Below are 19,815 nucleotides of genomic sequence, written 5' to 3'. Positions count from 1 at the left end.
ATGTACAAAAAAACACCGATCAGATCATGATCGATCCATCGGCGTTTGATTGTTCTATTATGAAGAGGACTGCTGTGCCTGTATTCTGGCATAATCCATAATATCGGCTAGCGACCGCTCCAGAGGGTACTGTGAATTCCAGCCCAGCGCTTTAAGAAGCTCGGTACCCTGCTGCCCCCCGGTTCCTTTATTTAATGAATCTAATGAGAGGGGAGCGGATTCGGGACCCCAATCCATCGGCACGGCTGCCTGTGTATGCAGGAGCAGTGCCTCAGCGAGCTCTCCAAGGGTATGTTCCGTACCGGAACTGATCGGATAGGTCATCCCGGGAGTGCCCTCTTGAAGCAATATGCTGTAAGCTGCTACCGCATCCCGAACGTCCAGGAAATCCCTTGATTCGTAGCGAGAGCTTATACGGAACAACGGAAAATTTCGACCTGTTTCATAACCCGCAATATAGCGGGCAAGCAGCGTACAGAAGCCTGTTGATTCGCCGGGGCCAATCAGATTGGACGGCTCAGCCAGAACGATATGCTGGTTGTACATACCATGCCAGGCAGCTGCGGACCAGCTGGCAAAGGTTTTACTGAGGCTGTAAGGATGAGGAACGGCAGCCGCGCCTTTTGCAGGGTCCACACTTAACCTGGAGCCTACCATAACCAAACGGCTATCGGGGCAGTGCTGCCGCAGCGCTTCAAGAAGGTATATGGTGGCCATCACGTTGCTCTCCATGTAAGAAGCCGGTTGTTTCCAGGACTCTGAAGCTGAATTTTTTCCGGCTAAATGCAAAATATAATCAGGAAGGCTCTCTTGAATCAGAATATCCACCTGTTCACGGTTCTCGAGATGGCACACGGCCGGAATGACGCCTTGTATGGACTCCAGCGCCTGCTTGTTCCGCCCGGCAGCAATAACGGTACATCCCTGCCGGACGAAATAGTCGCAAGCATGCAAGCCGGTAAAACCTGCTGCCCCTGTTATGAGAATTTTTTGATCCTTTAATGATCCTGCTGCCATGCGTACATCTCCTTTAACATTTGAACATAATCCGGGAATGGATATAACGCATCCAGCCGCGTGCTTCGCAGAGTCCGATCCTGAACCATATCGTCGGTTGGCACTACAACAACATCATGTTTTCCCCATATGTCCTTGAACAGCAGCAGCAGATCGTATTTGCTTACCGGATTCGGATGTCCGAGATGTATCAGACCCCCGACGTCCTTATTCATGAAGAACTCGATCGCTTTAGCAAGCTCAAGCGTGGTTACCCCGTTCCACTGCACGGCGCGATAACCGGAAACTTGACCTCGCTGCTTCATAAACCAGTTGAACAAACCGATTCCACTCTGCCGGATTTCGGGTCCTATAATGGAGGTGCGAATCGTTAGGTGATCCGGGTCCTGCACTTCGCCCAGTGCTTTCGTTAACGCATAGGAAGTCACGCCATCGGGAAGATCGTCTTCCCGATAACCCCCTTTGTCTCCGAGAAACACGCAATCCGTGCTGATATGAATAAGTCGGGCCGATATGGCGTCCGCTAAATACCGCAGACGATGAGGCAAAAATCCGTTGATATGATATGCATTAATTTTGTCATCACTCTGCCCGTTGATTCAAAACACCTACAGCGTTGATGATCATATGCGGCCGAACCGCTTTGATTATATGCTCCACGGCACTCATATCGGTTACATCCAGCACAAGGCCTTGTGAATCATGTCTGTCCCGGGTCGTGTAAAAGACATGATGCTTGCCGAACGACTGAAAGTACTGAACAAGCATATGTCCCGCCATACCGTTGCCCCCGAGAATGAGCATCTTCATGGCAAGAATCCTCCGCGTTGAAGGATTTCGCGTATCTCGGTCTTGGTCATTAATTGATGCTCCGAGCTGAAGCTGTTGAAGGATACTTTGGATAAGCCCTGATACCGCTCCTTCAGATCGGGAATTTCGAGTGTCGGCAATATGACCAGGTATTCATCATCATAAACCACCGTAGTCAAGCTTTCAAAATCACTCATAAGAATTTCATGAATCTTCTCACCCGGCCGAATACCCGTTTCGACCAGTGTAACGTCGCTTCTGCCAGAAGCATCTATCAGTACTTCTGCCAAATCCACAATGCGGCAGGTCGGCATCATCATAACAAAAATTTCGCCGCCTACACTTTCAATCGATGCCTTGAACAGCAGGGATATCGCATCCTTCAAGGTCAGGAAAAATCGGGTCATGTTATGGTCCGTGATGCTGATCTGACCCTTCTGCCGGATCTGATTCTTGAATACATGAACGACGCTTCCGTTCGTTCCAAGAACATTTCCACCCCGCACACAGACAAATTTGGTGTGCCTACTCAACAGATTAGCATACACGATTAGTTTCTCGCCAATCGCTTTGGTCATGCCGTAAAAGTTGGATGGATTCGCTGCCTTATCCGTTGAAATATAGATCACTTTTTTCACTTGATTTTCAATAGCAGCCTCAATGACATGCTGTGTGCCGACCACATTGGTTTTCAGAGCTTCATAGGGATGCTCTTCGCACACAGGAACGTGCTTCAGTGCCGCCAGATGGAATACATAATCCACATCCTGACAGGCTGCTGTTAGAGCTTCCTTGTCGCGAATATCTCCGATTCGGAAAGTGAGTCTTGGATCTTCAAACTCACGGTCCATAGCCACCTGCGTAGCCTCGCTTCTGGAATAAACGATGACCTGCTTAGGATTTAGCGGCAGAAGCTGCGTGATCAGTTCATGTCCCCAAGAGCCTGTGCCGCCAGTCACCAAAATCCGTTGATTAGTGAACATTCACTTTCCCTCCAAGCACATATTTTACGACGGTACGCGACACATTGTCCGCTAAATACCCCTCAGGGCACACCCAGTCACGACCCAGCTGCGTCATCAGTTTGACCGCTCCATGGATACGCTCAGCATTCAAACCGGAGACGATGTTGCTTCCGCAGTCCACAGTTTCCGGCCGCTCCGTCGTCCGGCGAACCGTTACCGTAGGAACGTGCATGATGCAGCACTCCTCCTGCACCGTACCGCTGTCCGTGATCGCGCAGAGTGCCTCTTTCTCGAGTCGTACAAAATCAAAAAAGCCGAATGGCTCATGAAATTCAATAAGCGGATGAAGTTGAACATCCTTGGCCCCTTCAAGACGCGAGGCCGTCCGGGGATGCAAACTGCATATGAGTCGCTTTCCGAACGTTTCAGCGACCGCATTTAACCCATTTAATATTTCCGTCAAATTCTCAGGTCGATCCACATTCTCTGAACGGTGTATCGTAATCAGAAAATATTGCTGGGGGGAGAGCGACAGCTTCTCCATAATCCGGCTCTGATTGACCTGAGCTTCGTAATGCTTCATCACTTCATAGATCGGGTTCCCTGTCAGGACAATTCGTTGACTAGGCACTCCCTCTCGAAGCAGATGATTCTTGCTGTAGTTTGTATAGGGCATATTGATGGAGGACACCGCATCTATGACTTTGCGGTTCTTCTCTTCAGGCACATCCAGATCAAAGCAGCGGTTGCCGGCTTCCATATGCACCACCGGGTATCCCAGACGCTCTGCCAGCACAGCACATAACGCACTGTTTGTATCACCCAGCAGCAGAACCGTGTCCGGCTGCTCCTGTTCCAATATTTCCTCCATTCGGCTGAACATAACGGACAACTGGCCTCCCAGCGTGGCCTGGCGGTCCTGAAGCACATAGTCCGGACTGCGGAGCCCCATCTCCGAGAAGAAGACCCCGCTTAAGGTATTGGTGAAATTTTGTCCCGTATGCACAAGCACATGCCGCGTTGCATACTGGTCTAGAAGAGGAATGATCAAGCTTAATCGGATAATTTCGGGCCTCGTACCCAAGATCGTCATGACTTTCATATCGGATTCTCCCTTGCCAACTTAATCACAGATCCGAAGGCGATAACTCCGTAGCACGACCATTCTTCTCGCTTTCGTGAGACAGCAGAACGGAAGCGGACTTTTTGAAGTAAGCCTAGACCGTTCACCGCTCTGCTGTTGACCTCGTCTCATGCCTTTCGTCGCCTTGCGGACGTTCTGCGTAGTCTAAGCCTTGATGCCCGTCGCCTGGTCGCCCTGCCTTCCGGTCTCTTGGTTCGTCTACGAACGAATAACCGACGCGCAACAGCAGCACTTCGTTTCTTCCTGCGGCTATTCTGCTTACGTCGTCTCGCCGGAACAACCCGGCGCTTCACCCGTCTTGCCGTCACCTGAAACCATGCAGGATATTCATTCATCCAGCGTGAAACCATGCCGTTCAATCGCATTCCGTACACCTCTGGACCAAATACAGCCTGGATCTGAAGGCGGTTCTGCATACCCAGAGCCTCGCCCCGATCCGGCTGATCCAGGATGAACCTCACCTTCTCTGCCAGTGAGGCCGGGCTCCCGGGAATCGCGAGCAGATGCGGGCATCCGGCAGCCGTCAGGACCTCCTGAAGTCCTCCTGATGCGTAGGCTACAACCGGCTTCCCGTGCAGCAGCCCCTCCAGAGCCGTTAATCCGAATCCCTCCGGTATCAGACTCGGTACCACCACGACATCAAGGGCACAATATACTTGAGTGATATACGTCTTGAGATCCGGCAAATACTGAAACGATGTCTGAGCTCCCGCCGAAGCAATGCGATCGCGGCACAATATGTCATAATCCGGATTCAGCGCACTCCCAACGATGAGAAAGGCTGCGTCGGGGTAAGCATCCTTGAGCGAGAGCGCCATGTCTATGAAGTGATGCACCCCTTTGCTCTCGATCAGAAATGAAGAAATCATACCAATTAACGGTTGATTTGCAGTGATGCCGAGACTGCCGCGAAAGGAAGCTCTCGTTGTCGCCCATGCGGCTGGCTGAATATCAGACTCAATCCAGGATGGAGGGAGTACCGTCATTTTGGACTGCCTGACTTCCACCGGGAAACTCTCGGCTACGGATTCGGAAATGCTGACCAGCCAGTTGCTGTACTGATGGATTAACGAAGTGGCCAAATGGGCGTTCCCGTTTTCCGTAATTTTTTCGGTCAATTGCCATACTACGGGAATTCCAAGTCTCTTGCCCGCTGCTGCCGGCATAAAGTGCACACACGTATTTGTCAGAATTACCTGCGGGGCCTCACCTGCAATCCATTTCATCAATCCACGGAAAACCGATGTTGCCATCAGCTTATTGGCTTCGGCCAAAAGATTGGAACCCGGTGTATACACGCTGTGAAACAATGGAATTCTGTGGATTTTGACCGTAATCCCGGATTGTCTCGCCAATATAGTCAGCCGGCCTTCGTTCGGTGCAACCAGAACGCAATCAAAATAAGGAGTCATCTGTCCGCAGAAGAACAGAAGCAGCTTCTCCGCTCCCGTAATGCTGGATGGATTGGATACGTGTGAAAAAATCAACATTTTCGGTTTAAAGGCCATCGGTATTATCCGCATCTACAGTAACCGTGATTGTGGCAGTACCGGATGCGATCCACCTCCTTTTCACCCAGTTGGTACAATATATTAGAAAAACAAAGACACCGTAACGACGCTTGTTCCCCCATCATTGAACTATTTCTGAGCCAGGATCAAGGAAAGATAACCGAGAAGAGCGTATTCAGGCGGTGTGCATAGGTATGCTCCTGATAGGTTCTCTCCAGGGCACGATGTGCGATCTCTTTTCTCAGGTGGTCGTTAGCAAGATAGTACTCTACCTTCTCCAGCAGCTCACCCTGAGACCGGTAGGTGTCAATCTCCACACCTGGTGTATAGAACCGCGCCAGATCTGACCGCTCATCGCAGAGCTGAAGCGTGCCGCAAGCACTAATCTCAAACGTACGCGGATTCGGGGAAGCCGCCGGTATATGTCCGCTGTTCTGATTGATTTCATCGTCATCCACCGCACGGTGCAAATTGATAACAATCTTGGCGCTGTTATATACGTCCGCAGTCTCCGCCGGACCCATCCACTTGTTGATCTCAATCTGGTTGTTAAATCGGCCGTAACCCGGGAATTTCTCCCACCAGTTACCGTTAATAAAGGTCCGGTGTGCCATCAATTGGTCCATAATGGGCTCAAAAAACTGAATTCGCTTCGGATACGCTGTACCAACAAAACCGATATCCCGCTTAGCTGCTCCCGGCATGGCAATCGGACGATAGTGTACGGGAAACGCGGCAAACGGCAAATAGTGAACCTGGGAGCAGCCTAAGTTCTGATAATGGGCCACGCAGTTCAGTTCCAGTGTAAATACATAATCGTAGTGGTGGATCCAGTCTACGGTCATATCCGTATAATACGGATCGTCCGTCATCCAGACGGCCGTCCGAATATCCATGGCCCGAACCGCATCCATCTGTTCCACAGGCAAATACATGCCGTCAAGCACCAGTACAAGATCCGGCCGCGTACGGCTTGCTTCTGCAGCTACGTCCTGCTTGGCATCCGTCAATGAAACCTGGCGTACCATGCCGTGCAGTGTACCAATAATCGCCTCGTCAATCGGCGAGTAAGGAAATCCTTTTCCCGAGCTGACAAACAACACATGGATATCCCTCACAGGCGGCGTATAGACAACCCGGTTAACGATACCCTGTGATTTCCCTCGAAAATACCCCTCATCATATCCGGCGTGCATACCTGCATTCCTGCCTCGTCCATATGCATCGGATACGGCGGACCGACGGGGTCCGGCAGCTAAACTTTTAGGCATCCGCTTCGCTCCTCCCTGATATTTGCTCGGACAACTTGCTAATTCAAACGTTGGGCCTCGATCAATGTCAGAAGTTCAGGCAGTCGGTGAACATACGTATGTCTCGTCATGGTCGTCTGCAGCGCTCGCTGCGCTATACTTCTGCGCTGATCCTCCTGAGAAAGATAATAGGAAATCTTATGTTTCAATTCTTGGACAGAACCAAAGGTCTCGATGTCGATCCCAGGCGTGTAATAATGGCTCAGATCCTCCCGGATATCCGTAATTTGCAGTGTTCCGCAAGCATTGATCTCAAATGTCCGCGGATTGATCGAACGGCCCGGTAAATTCAGGCTGTTGCGGTTGTCATCACCGCTCTGGGTTGGCCTGTGCAGGTTGATTACAATTTTGGCGCCGTTGTAGAATTTCACGGTTTCCGCAGGCGGTATGAAACCGCTGTGTATGAAGGGGGAGAGCTCTTTATAGCGGGCAAGCCGCTCCCAGTAGCCTCCGATGATGCGAACCTGCTTTCCCTTCAAGAACGGTGCCAATTCATCAAACAAGGCCGCACGGTTTCGAAACGCATTCCCGATGAAGCAAATGTCCGAACGATAAGCCGGCCCTGCCATCAACGGGGTAAACAGCTCCGGATGAACCCCCAAAGGAAGATAATAAACCTCCCTCACCCCGACACTTTGATATAATGGAACACAGCTCAGCTCATGCGTGAACACAACATCAAAGTGTTGTGCCAGCCCCGGTGTTTCCTCTGTGAAATACGGATCATCCACAAACCAGATGGCCGTTCGGAAGCCTGCTTCGCGGAGCTGAGTCATCGAATGCTGAAAATCATCCGGAAAAACATGCAGACCGTTCATGACCAGAATGATATCCGGTCTCTGCTGCAAGGCTGCTTCCAGCACCTGTTCCGGACGTACGACGATGCATTCCCTGACGATTTTGCCAAGTCCGCTGGATACTCCTTCATCAATGGATTCAAAGCCTTGGGGGACATACATGACCTTCACATTGAAATATGGCGGGGGCTCGGTTGGAATACGATCGATCAGCGCACGGCACCCACCCAAACGGTAACCTTCACTGTAACCTGCCCGGTAGCCCTCCTTCTGACCTGTACGCTTCGATAAACTCACCATTTCCACCCTGTCTCTTATGGGATTTACAAAGGTTCATATAACTATATGCCAAGAGGACGAATGCATCATGGACGACTGTCCCTGAGACGGGGAATTTGGCGGATGCCCTTACGTCTAGCCTGGTCATGACAGGATTGGCAAAAAAATAAAAAAGAGCGGTCTCCCACGGATTCAAGCCTTCCGTGAGAGCCGCCCTGCCTGCCGTCATACCGGCGCAGGTGGGATTTGACCGTCTTCATATCCTTGTGCAAAACCCGATTTAAACCCTTCATCATAGGCCTGATTGTAGCCCTGATTATACGCTTGGGAAGAGGCCGGAAAGAACACGCGTCCGCTTCTTCTTAAACGGTAGCGCCCCCGGATTCCGCGACGTTTACGTAAGCTGGAGCTGACGCCACGACGCCGTCTCACGCCCTTTACGACCTTCAAACGTCTTACAGCTGAGGATATTTTTCTGCTGCCGATAGGACGTGTACGTCTTCGCGTTCGTAAAACCGTTGATTTCACTTTCATCCTTTAACCTCCTGAGTCCTTTGATTCTTCCTGTGCTGCTGTACTAGAGTTGGCTATGCGTCCAACCGCAAGCCATGGGGATGAAGGAGATCCCCATTGGGTCCGGTTCAAGGGAATTCCTGTCAGCATTTCAGTCATGACCGACTGGTAGCCGGTCAATAATCGAATATTCTCTGCAAGCTTTCGCGCGGTCACATCAGAATGAGCAGAAACCTCTGCAATGTTCTGAAGTATGTCTGCCAGCGCCTCCTGACTTCTGGCAATGGATGAGATCATGGCCACTCTTGCTGTATGTTCCCGGTGGGTACGTGTAATCATCAGTCCGATTCTCCAAAATCAAACTCGTCAAAACCTCCGCTGGCAGCCTGATCCTCGGTACCTAAAGCCACTCGCAGATTTCGGCATAGACCTGATCCGATACGCGTCAGTCCCTCGATCTGCTCCACAATCTGCTCATGAATGACCAGCGAATCCTTCAATCCGCCCATTGAGGGCTCTTGGGACAACACCCATTGACGAACCTTCTCCGCTTCGACGGCCTTGCCCTCCAGGATCAGAGAGGTCTCGCGCTGAATGGCGACGGCCGCTTCCAGCATACGCATCAAAGACTCTTCTTTGCTCAACTGCACTCCCGCCTCTGTCATCCGGTAATGATACCGGGTTATTCTTCATCCTGCTCTCTCAGTTCCTTTAATACAATCTCCAAGCTGTCCGCCGCCGTTTGCTGCAGGTCCGCCATCGCATTCAGATAAGACACGATACTGCGATTAACTTGTACCGTATGCCCTCCAGATGATCTTGATCCTTCAGCAAGCTGAAGTTCATAATCAGGAAGAGAATGTATAATTTGAGCCATGCGAACAGCAGCATGGCGCTGAGCTTCCAATATCCGGGCCAGCTGCTGCTGAGAATGTGAAAGATGCGCAATCATATCATCAATTTTGCTTTCCACGTCGGTACTCCCCTTCACTCTTCTATCTGTTCAGCATATGCGGAGAACGGATTCTCCGTGCAAAACACCCGCCTATAACTTTCCTCCTGCAAATACGGTGGATGCCTCAATTCTGGACCTCTGCTCCACCGGTATCCGTTCCAGCCATTTGAGCATGCTATCCTCTGCAGAACCGATATCCTCCATCCACAATCCGATCTCTTCCGGAAGTTTACGCCTGAACAGCAAGCAGCTTAATTTCTGTCCGGAAAGCGGGACTTGCTGTGCCGCCTCTTGTGTCGTCGTTAAGCCCCCGGAACTGGCATAGACCATTCGGATAGCAGGCTCGCGCTCAAGCTCCCTTATCAGTACCCCCAGCCAGTTGTCCAGATTCGGAGCATCATAAGCCAATACGGCGATATATTCACCAAGCGATGTGGAGATGGCCCTGTTTATGACAACAGCAAGATTGTCGCCGCTCTTCCCCTTAATATGCCGTATGGCTCCGCTCCGTCCATGAATATACCGTCTTGTGGCCGGTGTGGCCCCAGCATCTGCAACAAGCACTTCATACAGGTGGGGGGTCATGGTCTCCACATGCTGAATGACTTGAACGGCTGAATCATGATGCGGATGGGCAGGAATTATAATGCTCGTTCCATCAAATACACTGCCTCGATCCTCCTGTCCAAGCCTCAGTCCCAGTGCATAGCCTGCCTGGTAACCGGCTCGATAACTCTCCCCGGATCCCCCTTCCCGTTTCTCTGTGGTATTGAGCGTGGCTCTCGCTGCACGTCGTCTTTTCATGGCAATGCATCCTTCATGTGTACAGCCGCCTCCTGCAGCGATTCAAAAGTACCGGCATCACACCACCATTGCTGCAGAATGTCATACACCAGTGTCCCAGCAGCTGCGTACAGATTATTGACATCGGTAATCTCCAATTCCCCTCGGTCCGACGGACTGATTCGGCTGATGATTTCAAACACACTATGGTCATACATATATATTCCGGTCACCGCATGACGGCTCCGGGGATTTACGGGTTTCTCCTCAATGAAGAGCAGTTTCCCGCTGCCATCCTCCGCAAAAACAGGCACACCGTACCGATGAGGATTATCCGTAGGGCTGAGCAGCACCATTGCAGTACCAGGCGGCTGCTGTGTATAACACTGGATGAAGGGCTTTAAATCATCCTGAAACAAGTTATCCCCCAGGAGAACAACAAATTTCTCGTCTGGCGGGATGAATCCCTTGGCAAGCTCCAGCGCTTCCGCGATACCCCCCGCTTGTTCCTGCACCCTGTAGGTTAGATTGACACCGAAATTCCGTCCGTTCTCCAAATACTCCGCATACAGACCAACCGATTTGGAGCCGGTAATTAACAAAATGTCATCAATGCCAGCCTGCTGGAGCTTGTGTATTCCATATGCAATCATCGGATACTTTCCTACCGGAAGCAGGTGCTTATTCATATATTTCGTTAGCGGAAGGAGCCGGGTGCCGTTTCCTCCCGCCAATAATACGCCCTTCATGATGCGTCACCTCTCTCCTCGATGAATTGTAATGGGTCCACGTTCCATTTTTCCACAAACCGTTTCCGATTTCGTTCAATCAGGTCCTGGAACCCGCCCGGAAACCGATTCCGGAAGCTCGCGCTGCCCTCATGATGTACCAGAACGTTGCCTGCGACCAATAGCTTGAACCCGCCAAGACGGGCACGATAACAGTAATCATCATCCTCGTAATGACCGGGCGAGAACATTTCATCCAGCAGTCCAACCCGGTTCATGACCGTGCGCTTAAACAGATAACATAGTCCGACAATGCGGTTCACTTCCTGCCAGCGCCCCGGATTCGTCACATTCCAGCGCTCCGCTTCATGGATGTAACCCGTGATGTCCGTATACCCTGCCTCCACCTGCTGAATTCCGCTTGCGTAATTCGTTACAGGTCCAACGATCCCGATCTCCTCCCGGCTGTACAGCGCCTCCAGCAATAACGTCAGCCAGCGAGGCGAGACAAAGACATCGTTGTTCAGCAGCAGTAATTGGTCACCCGAAGCCATCCGAAGACCGCGGTTGCACGCAACGGGAAATCCGGTGTTCTCCGGCAGGGAAATCAGCAGCAGCTTCTCACGAAGACAATATTCGCCGGTGCCGTCCCGGGATCCGTTATCTACCACGATAATCTCGTAGGGTACATCAGTATAAGCACGAATATGATCCACGCAAGTTCGCAGCAGATGCAGTCCATTAAACGTGGGGATAATAATGCTTGTAAGTCCGCTCATAGGCTGTTCCTCCGTAAGGCTAGTTCCGTTCGTGACACCTGTCCCCATTGAAGACGTGCGCCAAGGTCTTTCATCGTTTCTCCAAGCGCTTCAACATGATCGCCAATGATCAGCCTTGCTACCGGATTGTCCTTGCCCCGGTTCGTTTTTCTTCTCCGGTTCATACTGAGAACATCCACCGTCTGCACCGCTTCAATCCGAAGTCCCTGTCTTATAGCCAGGGACTGGGCCATGGGCGGAACCGCAAGGTTCCCATACCCAATGCGCTCCATGGCATGCCTTGTCATGGCGTGCGGCACAGCCGTTAGAGAATTAGCCTCGAGATCATCGCGCCCCATCATTCGATTGAGAAAGGTTTTACAGCGGGTAACCTCATCTTGTCGTTCAAAAGCCGGCAGAAGCGGCATAATATCGTTTAAAGCTACATCCACTCCCCGATCTGCCGCCACCAGATACGAGCTCAGTTTCTCGGCAGATACCGGCATATCCCCGTCCATGAACAGGATGATGTCGCCAGTGCTCATCTTGGCCCCCATGGCACGGGCCACGTCATGCCCCAGACGATCCGGAATATGCGCAACAATGACCCCTTCAAATGAACGTGCTGCAGCGTACGTGTGGTCCTGACTTCCATTCTCGACCACAATGATCTCATGGAATGGAAGTCGCTTCAGCTCCCGCAGCACCATCGGGATCGAGCTTGCCTCATTGCAGGCAGACACGATAACGGAAACGCGCCCGTTCAGAGGCGGCAGCAGTGGCGCGGGGACAGGCTCCCTGGAGCTTCTGGCGTACCCGCGCCGGAAAGCTTCAGCTGCACTCGGCATTACATGGTAGAATTGGTGCCGGGGAATTCCACTGGAATACAACCACAGTCCAAAGGCAGCCGAGGCCGCACTGCTGGAAACAGTCCTGTTCCTTTTGCCAGCCATGCCTCCCGCACTCCATGCCAGCCGTTGCCACCGACTGCTCAGCGAGGATCGGAAGGCTGTGGAGGCTCGGGGGGAGCCCTTTGCTTTTCTTGAACGCCTTTGGCTGTAACGGCCTAATCGGAATGATTTTTTATAAATTACCTTCTGCACGTGCTCACCTCACCAAGCTCCGTCTTCGTCCTCCATCGTGATATCCGCCGCGGACGCCCCTCTCCGCAATCACGGCTTCCAGTGCTTCCAGATGATCGCCCAGCACCAGCATTTCGAGCGGATCCCCGCCCGTTGTCCGTCCCGGGTTCAAGCGTCCGACCTCAACGCGATAAACCGCCTCCACCCGCAGCCCCCGGCTCATCGCAGCTGCCTGCGCTTTGGGAGGAATCGACAGTTCCCTTGCACCCATGACATCGAGCGCCCGGCGGCTTAATGCATGCGGCACGGCTGTCATGGACGCTCCCCGCAAATCAGACCTGCCCAGAATCGAATTTAATGTATATTTCGCAAGAATAACCCGGTGAACCGGCGACCGATCGACAGGGCCGGTGTAATCGTTCAGGGCCACATCCACACCAGACAGCACCGCCTGTACGAATGGCCTTAATTCACCAGAAGGAATAACCATATCGCTGTCTGTAAAAAGAAGAATTCGTCCTTTAGCTGCTTGTGCGCCTACACTTCGTCCAACATCGTTACCGAGCGGCTCCGCAAAAGATAATACCTTAGCTCCCATTCGCTCTGCGACCGATGCCGTTTGATCCTTGCATCCATTCGCAACCACAATAACCTCCGTTTCGGGGTGAACCGCCCGGGCCTCTGCTATCACCGCACCGATTTTGCCTGCTTCATTCATAGCCGGAATAATGACGGATACCAACGGATTGGGATGATTATCTCTTGGGATCTGTGGTTCCGAAGGACGGTAGGTTATACGGTTAGCCGGATCTGCCGGCTGCACTCCTCTTCTGGAGGCTCGCCGTGCAACCGATCTTCGTGGTCTTAACCGCTGCACATTACGCATATTCGTACTCCTCCTCCCATGTAACGTCACTTGCTCCTTGGCAATCTATGCTATTGTATGTTTGCTCTCACTCACCGTAACGGCATATGTACGGTTATGCGCCATGCTCATCCCCCATCTGCTACCTGTACACACAAAAAGGGCGGGGAGTTTCCTCCCCGCCTTTTTTTCACTCCTAATGTCCGCCTACCGCTATCCACGACACCCACCCGGCAGCTAGCTGACTGCCTTCGTTTCTTGTAATGCCAACTACCGCCTGAAGTTCGTTCCGTGACCTAACCCCCGCCTGAAATGCCGGATCGCTGCACGAACTACCACCATCGCATAGTTTGCGTCGGCATACGGGAGACGTGAAGCGATACGGCAACATCGATGTCGTCCACGTCTTCCGGAAACACGAACGGTATATTGCCGAACTGCTGCATTAACGGTCTGTCAGTTGTCCCTTGCACCGGATTAAAGTTCAAATGATCCACATCCACCGAATGGATTGCAATTTTAGAAGAAGTAATCGATTCAGGGGACAGATGAATGCTGTACACGGAATAGTCTTCAATCGCCTCACTCCTTACGCTGCGATGCCGAAGATGAGCGGCGCCGATCGTATCATCGGCCAGGGCATATTCGCTTCCACCATGATCCGCGCTCGTTCTGAACGTGGATGTTTTGAGACGGCCAGGATATCGCCGGTACGATCTCTTCCCTCTTCCCCTGGTGATCCTTCTGGCTTTGTTCACTGTCGGCTCTCTCCTCTGCTTCTAATCGTTACTTCATCCTATTCGGCAAGGGGGGCTCCTGCCACAGTCCCCTCGGTTTCCATCAGATGGTCTGCATCAGATGGACCCAGCGCTCTGCTGTGTGGTTCCATCTGAACCGCTGCCGCACCGTTTCACGGCCAGCCATTCCGATCTGTCTGCGAAGATTTTCGTCCTGAAGCAGATTGTTGATCTGCTCTGCAAGCCCGGTAGGAAAATCATCGCTTTGAACCAAGTAACCCGTCACCCCATTCTCTACAATTTCCGGAATGCCTCCTGCGCTTGATGCGATAACCGGTACGCCTGCCGCCATTGCCTCAACGTTGACCAGTCCAAAGGCCTCTCTGGGCGCAGATGGAACAGCCACGATATCCGCCAGCGTGTACCAGTCGGCTATAGCCGGATAAGGCACAAAGGGGCGGAAGCACACCCACTGCTGATACGGCCTGGCAGCCCTTTTTAATTCCCTTACATAAGCGGTTTCCCGGTCCGAGCCGTAAGCTGCGCTCCCGATAATGAGCAGCAGCACGTCCGGATGCTTGTCAATGATCTGTGGCAGTGTTTCAATTAAGTGGTGGACGCCTTTATCGGGTATGAGCCGTCCGGCAAACAGGAGAATGCGCCGCCCGCTCCATCCGTGCTGAGCAAGCCTTGCTTCCTTCAATGCCTTGGCAGCCGGGCTGAAGGGCGGGGTAAAATGCTCAAGGCTAACCCCGAGGTGATTAATCGTGATTTTATCCGACAGCCACGGATGCCTGGTCGTAATATCCTCCAGTAGAAAACGGCTGTTGACTACAATCCCGTCCATCCAGCGAGCAATGTTCCCAAACCGCTGTTCACTCATGTACGGAGGCGTGACGAAGGTATTGGAATGGAGATTGAGTACTGTCTTCACATCAGGAAGATGCATCTTCAGGCGCTGGGCTAGCAGCGGCCGATTGTGCACTTCGATAATATCCGGTCTCCATTTTTGAAGCCTGCGCAGCAAGGAAGGATAGTAGTTCGCTCCAGATGGAAGTCGATAACACGGTACACCGTTGATCGCGTCCTTGGACGGAAGCCCTTTTCCCAACACTCCGAATATGCGCACATCCATGACTTCCTGTGCCAAGGGAATGGTCTGCTCCACCACACGCTCCACGGAGCTGCTCCTCCCCGATGGAATAACAAACGACCCCGGCGTCACAACCGCCACCTTCCGCAAACTCATAACTCCACACCCTTCTCACAACTTAGCTATATGAAAAAACCTCTGCTGATTGATTTCAAAGGAGACCCTGGCTCTATAGCCGTCGTGTTTGCATGCTGTCTCCAAAAAGGCGCACTCCCGTCATTTGTATGGCCTAATACCTTAACATATACCGGATAAGGGGCTGTTGGTGACTAATATTAATAATAAAGAATAGGCCAACCACGGGCGACACCCGTCCATCCGGGACAATCTTCCTTATGCATACGATGTGGTACAAAGACTACATGATCTATGGTAACAAGGAGGATGACCATGCATCCGGAATTTGTCGGCATTCTGCTCAACAACAACACGTATCGCAGAATTTCCAGCGGGAGAATCGGCACTGAATCACTGGCTAACTATGAAGAAGCCGCTGCCATGTACGGGCTGGTTCCTTGTTTTTTTACCATTCATCATATTTCACGGGATACCGGAAAGGTGACAGGATACATCCCGATTTCATCCGGATACACCAAAGTGCATATTCCCATTCCCCGTGTGATCCATATGCGAGCCATATACAACAGACGTGAACTCAAGCTGATCGATCACCTGATTCAACAAGGAATCTATGTGTTTAACGGGCGCACCCGCTATGGTAAAGACAAGATTCACCATATGCTGGAGCAGGACCCTGAATTGGCCCACGCCTTGCCCCATACGGTAAAAGCTACTCCTCTCTCGATTCGGTCCATGCTGAGTCAGCACGGTGACCTCGTCTTAAAGCCGTGCAGCGGAAGTGTCGGAGTTGGGATTATGCGGTTAAAAAGGAGCCCTGGACGCACCCATCTGACCTATTCCCGTTCCTTGCCTTCTGCAAGAGGCTGGAGAACGGTAGCGTTGGCTGAAGGGAGACTTCATCCTCTGATATACCAGAGGATCAGGCGCGCGCCCTTTCTAGCGCAGCAGCGAATCCCCCTGGCAGAATACACGGGGACGTCCTTTTGACATCAGGGTCACTGTGCAGCGGGGAGGCAGCGGCGGCTGGGAGATTGCTGGCATGTTCGCCAAAACCTCACCGCCCCAAACCTTTGTCTCCAACATTGCTCAAGGAGGCTCTGCCTATCAGGTGCCTGATATACTGACCCGCTGTATGCCTCATGCACCTGTAGGAGCTACCCTTGAGCGTATCTCCGAATTTTCTCTGCATATCGCCCGCATCCTGTCCTTGTTTATTCCGTATGCAGCCGATTTTGGACTGGACATTGGCATCACGGAAGATGAAAGACTCTATTTCATTGAATGCAACGGCTGCGATCAACGGTATGGCTTCCTGGAGGCAGGTATGGGAGAGGCGTGGAAAAACTCATACCGCAATCCGATGGCTTTTGTCCGCTATCTGTATGACAATGCGGGATGGCCCCCGTATTGAAAAAGGGACTGAATGCGATGCCTGTTATGGTCCATTCGCTTCCTATAGGAGGGGGAAATCCTGCAAATTGGAAGAGAGCATACAGCCATGCTTCACAGGTCGTTCACCTCAATGCAGCGGTAACCTGTGAAGGGAATGAATTTTCATCAGTGGAACAGCATAAAAAACCAGCCGCTGCCCAGAGAAATCGGGCAATGGCTGGTTTTTAGATGTTATTGAAGTGTGGGTTGGATCAGTGAGGAACCTGAGATTTGAAATCTCCTTTACTGGACTGATCCGCATGATAGAATACAACATCCCCGTCTGTCAGGTTGAATCTCTTCCCGTAGGGATCCGTATGTGTATTGCTATACCCTTCGAGCTGCCACTGATTCATGAGTGGGCCATGAATGTATTGCAAATGCGGCTTGGCCGTATTGCCGTTTCGGATCGTCTCCAGGTTGAAATTCACCACAATATACCCTTTTTTCAGGAATATCGCCGATTTCTCATCCAGACGATTCGCCCGTCCGTACGCCGCCAAATCGGTTCCCTTCTTCACGACATATACGTCGGCAGGCAGACTGTATTCACCGTACCAGCGCTGAATGGCAGCGTTGGCACGCTCGGTGTCAACGGAGGCAGGTAAACCTGCCTTGGGCCCGATCAGTGTTCGTATGCCGGAAGGAAGCAGCATCCAATCCAGCCTTCCCACCCAGGTTTTGCTCTTGCTGATTTTCTCCATATACTGCTTCGCATAGGTCGCTGCACTCATCCCCGCCGGGGCACCGCCATGGTTATACAGATAAGCGGCGGTATCCTGCAGTTCGTCTTGCGGAACATGGCGCAGCCTTTCATTCAAAACAACGTACCGTTTCTCCGTATCCTGCGGCGAACCGATGCGTATGAACTTCCGGTTCCCGCTGTGATAATACAAGTCAACCTCCTGGCGTCCGCTGCCATCTTTATTTACATAATAAAAACTCGGTGTGATCGAAATGCCATCTTGGGTGCCAAACATATTGCCCTTGGTCTTCAAATCGAATTATTGGAATAGGTAAGGGTTTGATATTATCTCCACCTTTTCCCCTCCTCCACACCGTGCATGCAATTTTCACCGCACACGGCGTTCCACCTTATATGCTAAAGTTATATGCTCACAAGTTTACATGCTTTGCGATAGAGATTGATTTTATCAATCATAGCGTCGGTAAGTTGTAGGATACTTTTGTAATGTTCAATCGTTTTATCTTCTGTGGCATGTACTAACCTGTGTACATCGCTGTGAATAATGCATAGGTTATTGTACTTATCTGTGCCACCCAGGGATAGAGGTTCGTAGTGATGACAATGAACCTCTTCTGCCTGTAAGAATAAACCCGTGACTTCGCATAATCCCTGAACTCCTGAGTACCTTGAAAGCCGATTGTCGGAATATTCAAGAGTCCTATCCCAGACGTCCGATCGAATTAGTTTCGATAACTCTACTTGGACGTGAAACTTGAGATTTACGTGAATGCTTTCTCTGGCTTCAGCATTATACGGGGTTGATTCCTGGCTGAAGTTTAGTGGTTTACTTTTAGAAATGTCCTGTAAAGGGAAGAGTAGCGTTCCTGCAACCTCCCAAGTTTTATTATTATTTTTATAAAACTTAGAGTATGTTGGAGGCGGCCGTTTTGGTCTTCCGTATCTACTGATGGATTTGAGACGATTGAACATAAATCGACTTTTGCGAAAGGCAATTTCCTGAAAGTCCATGCTTACATGTGATGCGAATTTGAAATAGTTATGTAGGCCAAGGACAAAGCTATTCCATTGTGAGATCGTTTTTGGAGTAGGAGATAGCTTAATTTCAGTGATCAATTTATTTATTCGTTTCTTGATCTGATCCTTCTTCTTATCAGAGATGAAACTATGAGCAACATGCTTTTTGCCTTTAGGAACGGCCTTAAACTTAAAGCCCAAGAAATTGGATGATTTCTTGCGCAGATTTATGACCATTGATTTCTCTGGAGAGACATCTAGTTTAAGTCGTTCTTTAAGGTATTGTTTTACTGCATGGTACCATTTATAGGCGTCTTGTGAGGTTCTGGCAAAGATCTTAAAGTCATCAGCATACCTTACGATAAAGCCCTCTTTGAGTTTTGTCCTCTTCAGGGCGGCATATTTATTTCTTTGTGTGTAAGGATGTTTGGTTTTAAAATTTTCCCATTGCCCTGCAACCCAGTGATCCAAGTCATTAAGTACTATGTTGGATAATAAGGGAGAGAGAATTCCACCTTGCGGTGTACCTTTACGAGGTATTCCTTCCTTTTCAATGGGTGCCTTCAACATTTTTCCTATAATGGCCAGTACTCTCCGGTCTTTAATCCCTATATTCCAAAGTTGTTTAAGAAGCAGTGTATGGTTTACGTTATCAAAGAAGCCTTTTATATCGATATCAACAACAAAGTGGAGTTGGGCGTTGTTAATTAATGTATCGCATCTTGACTTTGCATGATGCGTGCTTCTTAGAGGCCTGAATCCATAACTATGCTTATAAAACTTTGCTTCACAGATAGGTTCTAAAACTTGCTTGACCATTTGCTGTATTAATCTGTCCAGCATACTAGGAATACCTAATGGTCGTTTATCGCCATTGGGTTTCGGGATGAAGACACGTCTGACTAGTTTCGGTTTATAGTGATCAAGTGTTTTACGAATCGTATTGATGAATTCATCCTGACTGTAGCTATTGAAATCATCAATGCTAAATTGATCAGTGCCTTGAGTCTTTGATCCTTTGTTGCTTTTAATCATTCGATAGGCTAGAAGTATATTATTATCAGAAGTAATCAGTTCATATAGCCTGTTAAACGAGCAACCTTCTTTACTTTTAAGGTAAAGAGTATCAAAGATCGATTGCATCCCGTAGTATTCAGCGTATCGCAAATATGT

Annotated in this window: 21 protein-coding genes and 2 pseudogenes; 2 read left to right on the top strand and 21 right to left on the bottom strand. The window is 50.6% G+C overall.

Annotated elements, in window-relative coordinates; translation table 11 throughout:
* Window positions 1-57 precede the first annotated feature (57 nt).
* From PVOR_RS08420 to PVOR_RS08335, 19 genes and pseudogenes are all read right to left on the bottom strand, one after another.
* Window positions 58-1,017: an NAD-dependent epimerase/dehydratase family protein gene (locus PVOR_RS08420; protein ID WP_006208727.1), complete on the bottom strand. Its 960-nt coding sequence runs from the start codon at window positions 1,015-1,017 to the stop codon at window positions 58-60.
* Window positions 999-1,827, bottom strand: a pseudogene (locus PVOR_RS08415) (dTDP-4-dehydrorhamnose reductase family protein). The gene PVOR_RS08420 and the pseudogene PVOR_RS08415 overlap by 19 nt, the downstream one beginning before the upstream one ends.
* Entirely contained in the window at window positions 1,824-2,810 is a 987-nt protein-coding gene (locus tag PVOR_RS08410) for a polysaccharide biosynthesis protein (RefSeq protein WP_006208726.1), read from the bottom strand. Before PVOR_RS08410 ends, PVOR_RS08415 begins: the two are co-directional and overlap by 4 nt.
* The gene (gene wecB, locus PVOR_RS08405; RefSeq protein WP_006208725.1) at window positions 2,800-3,894 is read right to left on the bottom strand and encodes a non-hydrolyzing UDP-N-acetylglucosamine 2-epimerase; all 1,095 of its coding nucleotides are present in this window, start codon (window positions 3,892-3,894) and stop codon (window positions 2,800-2,802) included. Before wecB ends, PVOR_RS08410 begins: the two co-directional genes overlap by 11 nt.
* 149 nt (window positions 3,895-4,043) lie before the next feature.
* Entirely contained in the window at window positions 4,044-5,426 is a 1,383-nt protein-coding gene (locus PVOR_RS08400; protein WP_040680382.1) for a glycosyltransferase family 4 protein, read from the bottom strand.
* A gap of 167 nt (window positions 5,427-5,593) precedes the next feature.
* Window positions 5,594-6,718: a CgeB family protein gene (locus PVOR_RS08395; protein WP_006208723.1), complete on the bottom strand. Its 1,125-nt coding sequence runs from the start codon at window positions 6,716-6,718 to the stop codon at window positions 5,594-5,596.
* Window positions 6,719-6,756: 38 nt separating this feature from the next.
* The gene (locus tag PVOR_RS08390; protein WP_006208722.1) at window positions 6,757-7,854 is read right to left on the bottom strand and encodes a CgeB family protein; all 1,098 of its coding nucleotides are present in this window, start codon (window positions 7,852-7,854) and stop codon (window positions 6,757-6,759) included.
* A gap of 204 nt (window positions 7,855-8,058) precedes the next feature.
* On the bottom strand, window positions 8,059-8,367 hold the full coding sequence (locus tag PVOR_RS08385) for a hypothetical protein (protein ID WP_006208721.1): 309 nt from the start codon (window positions 8,365-8,367) through the stop codon (window positions 8,059-8,061).
* 3 nt (window positions 8,368-8,370) lie between these two features.
* On the bottom strand, window positions 8,371-8,685 hold the full coding sequence (locus tag PVOR_RS08380; RefSeq protein ID WP_006208720.1) for a hypothetical protein: 315 nt from the start codon (window positions 8,683-8,685) through the stop codon (window positions 8,371-8,373).
* On the bottom strand, window positions 8,685-8,996 hold the full coding sequence (locus PVOR_RS08375) for a hypothetical protein (RefSeq protein WP_234972816.1): 312 nt from the start codon (window positions 8,994-8,996) through the stop codon (window positions 8,685-8,687). Before PVOR_RS08375 ends, PVOR_RS08380 begins: the two co-directional genes overlap by 1 nt.
* A gap of 32 nt (window positions 8,997-9,028) precedes the next feature.
* A complete protein-coding gene (locus PVOR_RS08370; protein ID WP_036641331.1) occupies window positions 9,029-9,319 on the bottom strand; it encodes a hypothetical protein in 291 nt (96 codons plus the stop codon).
* A 72-nt stretch (window positions 9,320-9,391) separates the two neighbouring features.
* On the bottom strand, window positions 9,392-10,105 hold the full coding sequence (locus tag PVOR_RS08365; protein WP_006208717.1) for a glycosyltransferase: 714 nt from the start codon (window positions 10,103-10,105) through the stop codon (window positions 9,392-9,394).
* A complete protein-coding gene (locus PVOR_RS08360) occupies window positions 10,102-10,833 on the bottom strand; it encodes a sugar phosphate nucleotidyltransferase (RefSeq protein ID WP_006208716.1) in 732 nt (243 codons plus the stop codon). The genes PVOR_RS08365 and PVOR_RS08360 overlap by 4 nt, the downstream gene beginning before the upstream one ends.
* The gene (locus PVOR_RS08355) at window positions 10,830-11,591 is read right to left on the bottom strand and encodes a glycosyltransferase family 2 protein (RefSeq protein WP_006208715.1); all 762 of its coding nucleotides are present in this window, start codon (window positions 11,589-11,591) and stop codon (window positions 10,830-10,832) included. Before PVOR_RS08355 ends, PVOR_RS08360 begins: the two co-directional genes overlap by 4 nt.
* Window positions 11,588-12,523, bottom strand: a complete 936-nt coding sequence (locus tag PVOR_RS08350; protein ID WP_006208714.1) for a glycosyltransferase family 2 protein — start codon at window positions 12,521-12,523, stop codon at window positions 11,588-11,590. Before PVOR_RS08350 ends, PVOR_RS08355 begins: the two co-directional genes overlap by 4 nt.
* 154 nt (window positions 12,524-12,677) lie before the next feature.
* Window positions 12,678-13,538: a glycosyltransferase family 2 protein gene (locus PVOR_RS08345; RefSeq protein ID WP_006208713.1), complete on the bottom strand. Its 861-nt coding sequence runs from the start codon at window positions 13,536-13,538 to the stop codon at window positions 12,678-12,680.
* A gap of 175 nt (window positions 13,539-13,713) precedes the next feature.
* On the bottom strand, window positions 13,714-13,908 hold the full coding sequence (locus PVOR_RS31545; protein ID WP_234972812.1) for a WIAG-tail domain: 195 nt from the start codon (window positions 13,906-13,908) through the stop codon (window positions 13,714-13,716).
* A complete protein-coding gene (locus tag PVOR_RS08340; protein ID WP_006208712.1) occupies window positions 13,850-14,275 on the bottom strand; it encodes a hypothetical protein in 426 nt (141 codons plus the stop codon). Before PVOR_RS08340 ends, PVOR_RS31545 begins: the two co-directional genes overlap by 59 nt.
* A gap of 82 nt (window positions 14,276-14,357) precedes the next feature.
* The gene (locus PVOR_RS08335; RefSeq protein ID WP_006208711.1) at window positions 14,358-15,503 is read right to left on the bottom strand and encodes a glycosyltransferase family 4 protein; all 1,146 of its coding nucleotides are present in this window, start codon (window positions 15,501-15,503) and stop codon (window positions 14,358-14,360) included.
* A gap of 294 nt (window positions 15,504-15,797) precedes the next feature.
* Between PVOR_RS08335 and PVOR_RS31540 the strand changes: the two genes are divergently transcribed.
* On the top strand, window positions 15,798-16,475 hold the full coding sequence (locus PVOR_RS31540) for a YheC/YheD family protein (RefSeq protein ID WP_234972811.1): 678 nt from the start codon (window positions 15,798-15,800) through the stop codon (window positions 16,473-16,475).
* Window positions 16,476-16,527: 52 nt separating this feature from the next.
* A complete protein-coding gene (locus PVOR_RS31535) occupies window positions 16,528-16,899 on the top strand; it encodes a YheC/YheD family protein (protein WP_419144498.1) in 372 nt (123 codons plus the stop codon).
* A 232-nt stretch (window positions 16,900-17,131) separates the two neighbouring features.
* Here PVOR_RS31535 and PVOR_RS08320 read toward each other — a convergent pair.
* Both PVOR_RS08320 and ltrA read right to left on the bottom strand, forming a co-directional pair.
* Window positions 17,132-17,923 (bottom strand): annotated as a pseudogene (locus PVOR_RS08320) (DUF5704 domain-containing protein); the annotation flags it as partial.
* 104 nt (window positions 17,924-18,027) lie between these two features.
* Window positions 18,028-19,785, bottom strand: a complete 1,758-nt coding sequence (gene ltrA / locus PVOR_RS08315) for a group II intron reverse transcriptase/maturase (protein WP_152828223.1) — start codon at window positions 19,783-19,785, stop codon at window positions 18,028-18,030.
* Window positions 19,786-19,815: the final 30 nt, after the last annotated feature.

The organism is Paenibacillus vortex V453, from assembly GCF_000193415.1.
GTDB lineage: Bacteria > Bacillota > Bacilli > Paenibacillales > Paenibacillaceae > Paenibacillus_AQ > Paenibacillus_AQ glucanolyticus.
This window is presented reverse-complemented; position numbering and strand designations above follow the sequence as displayed.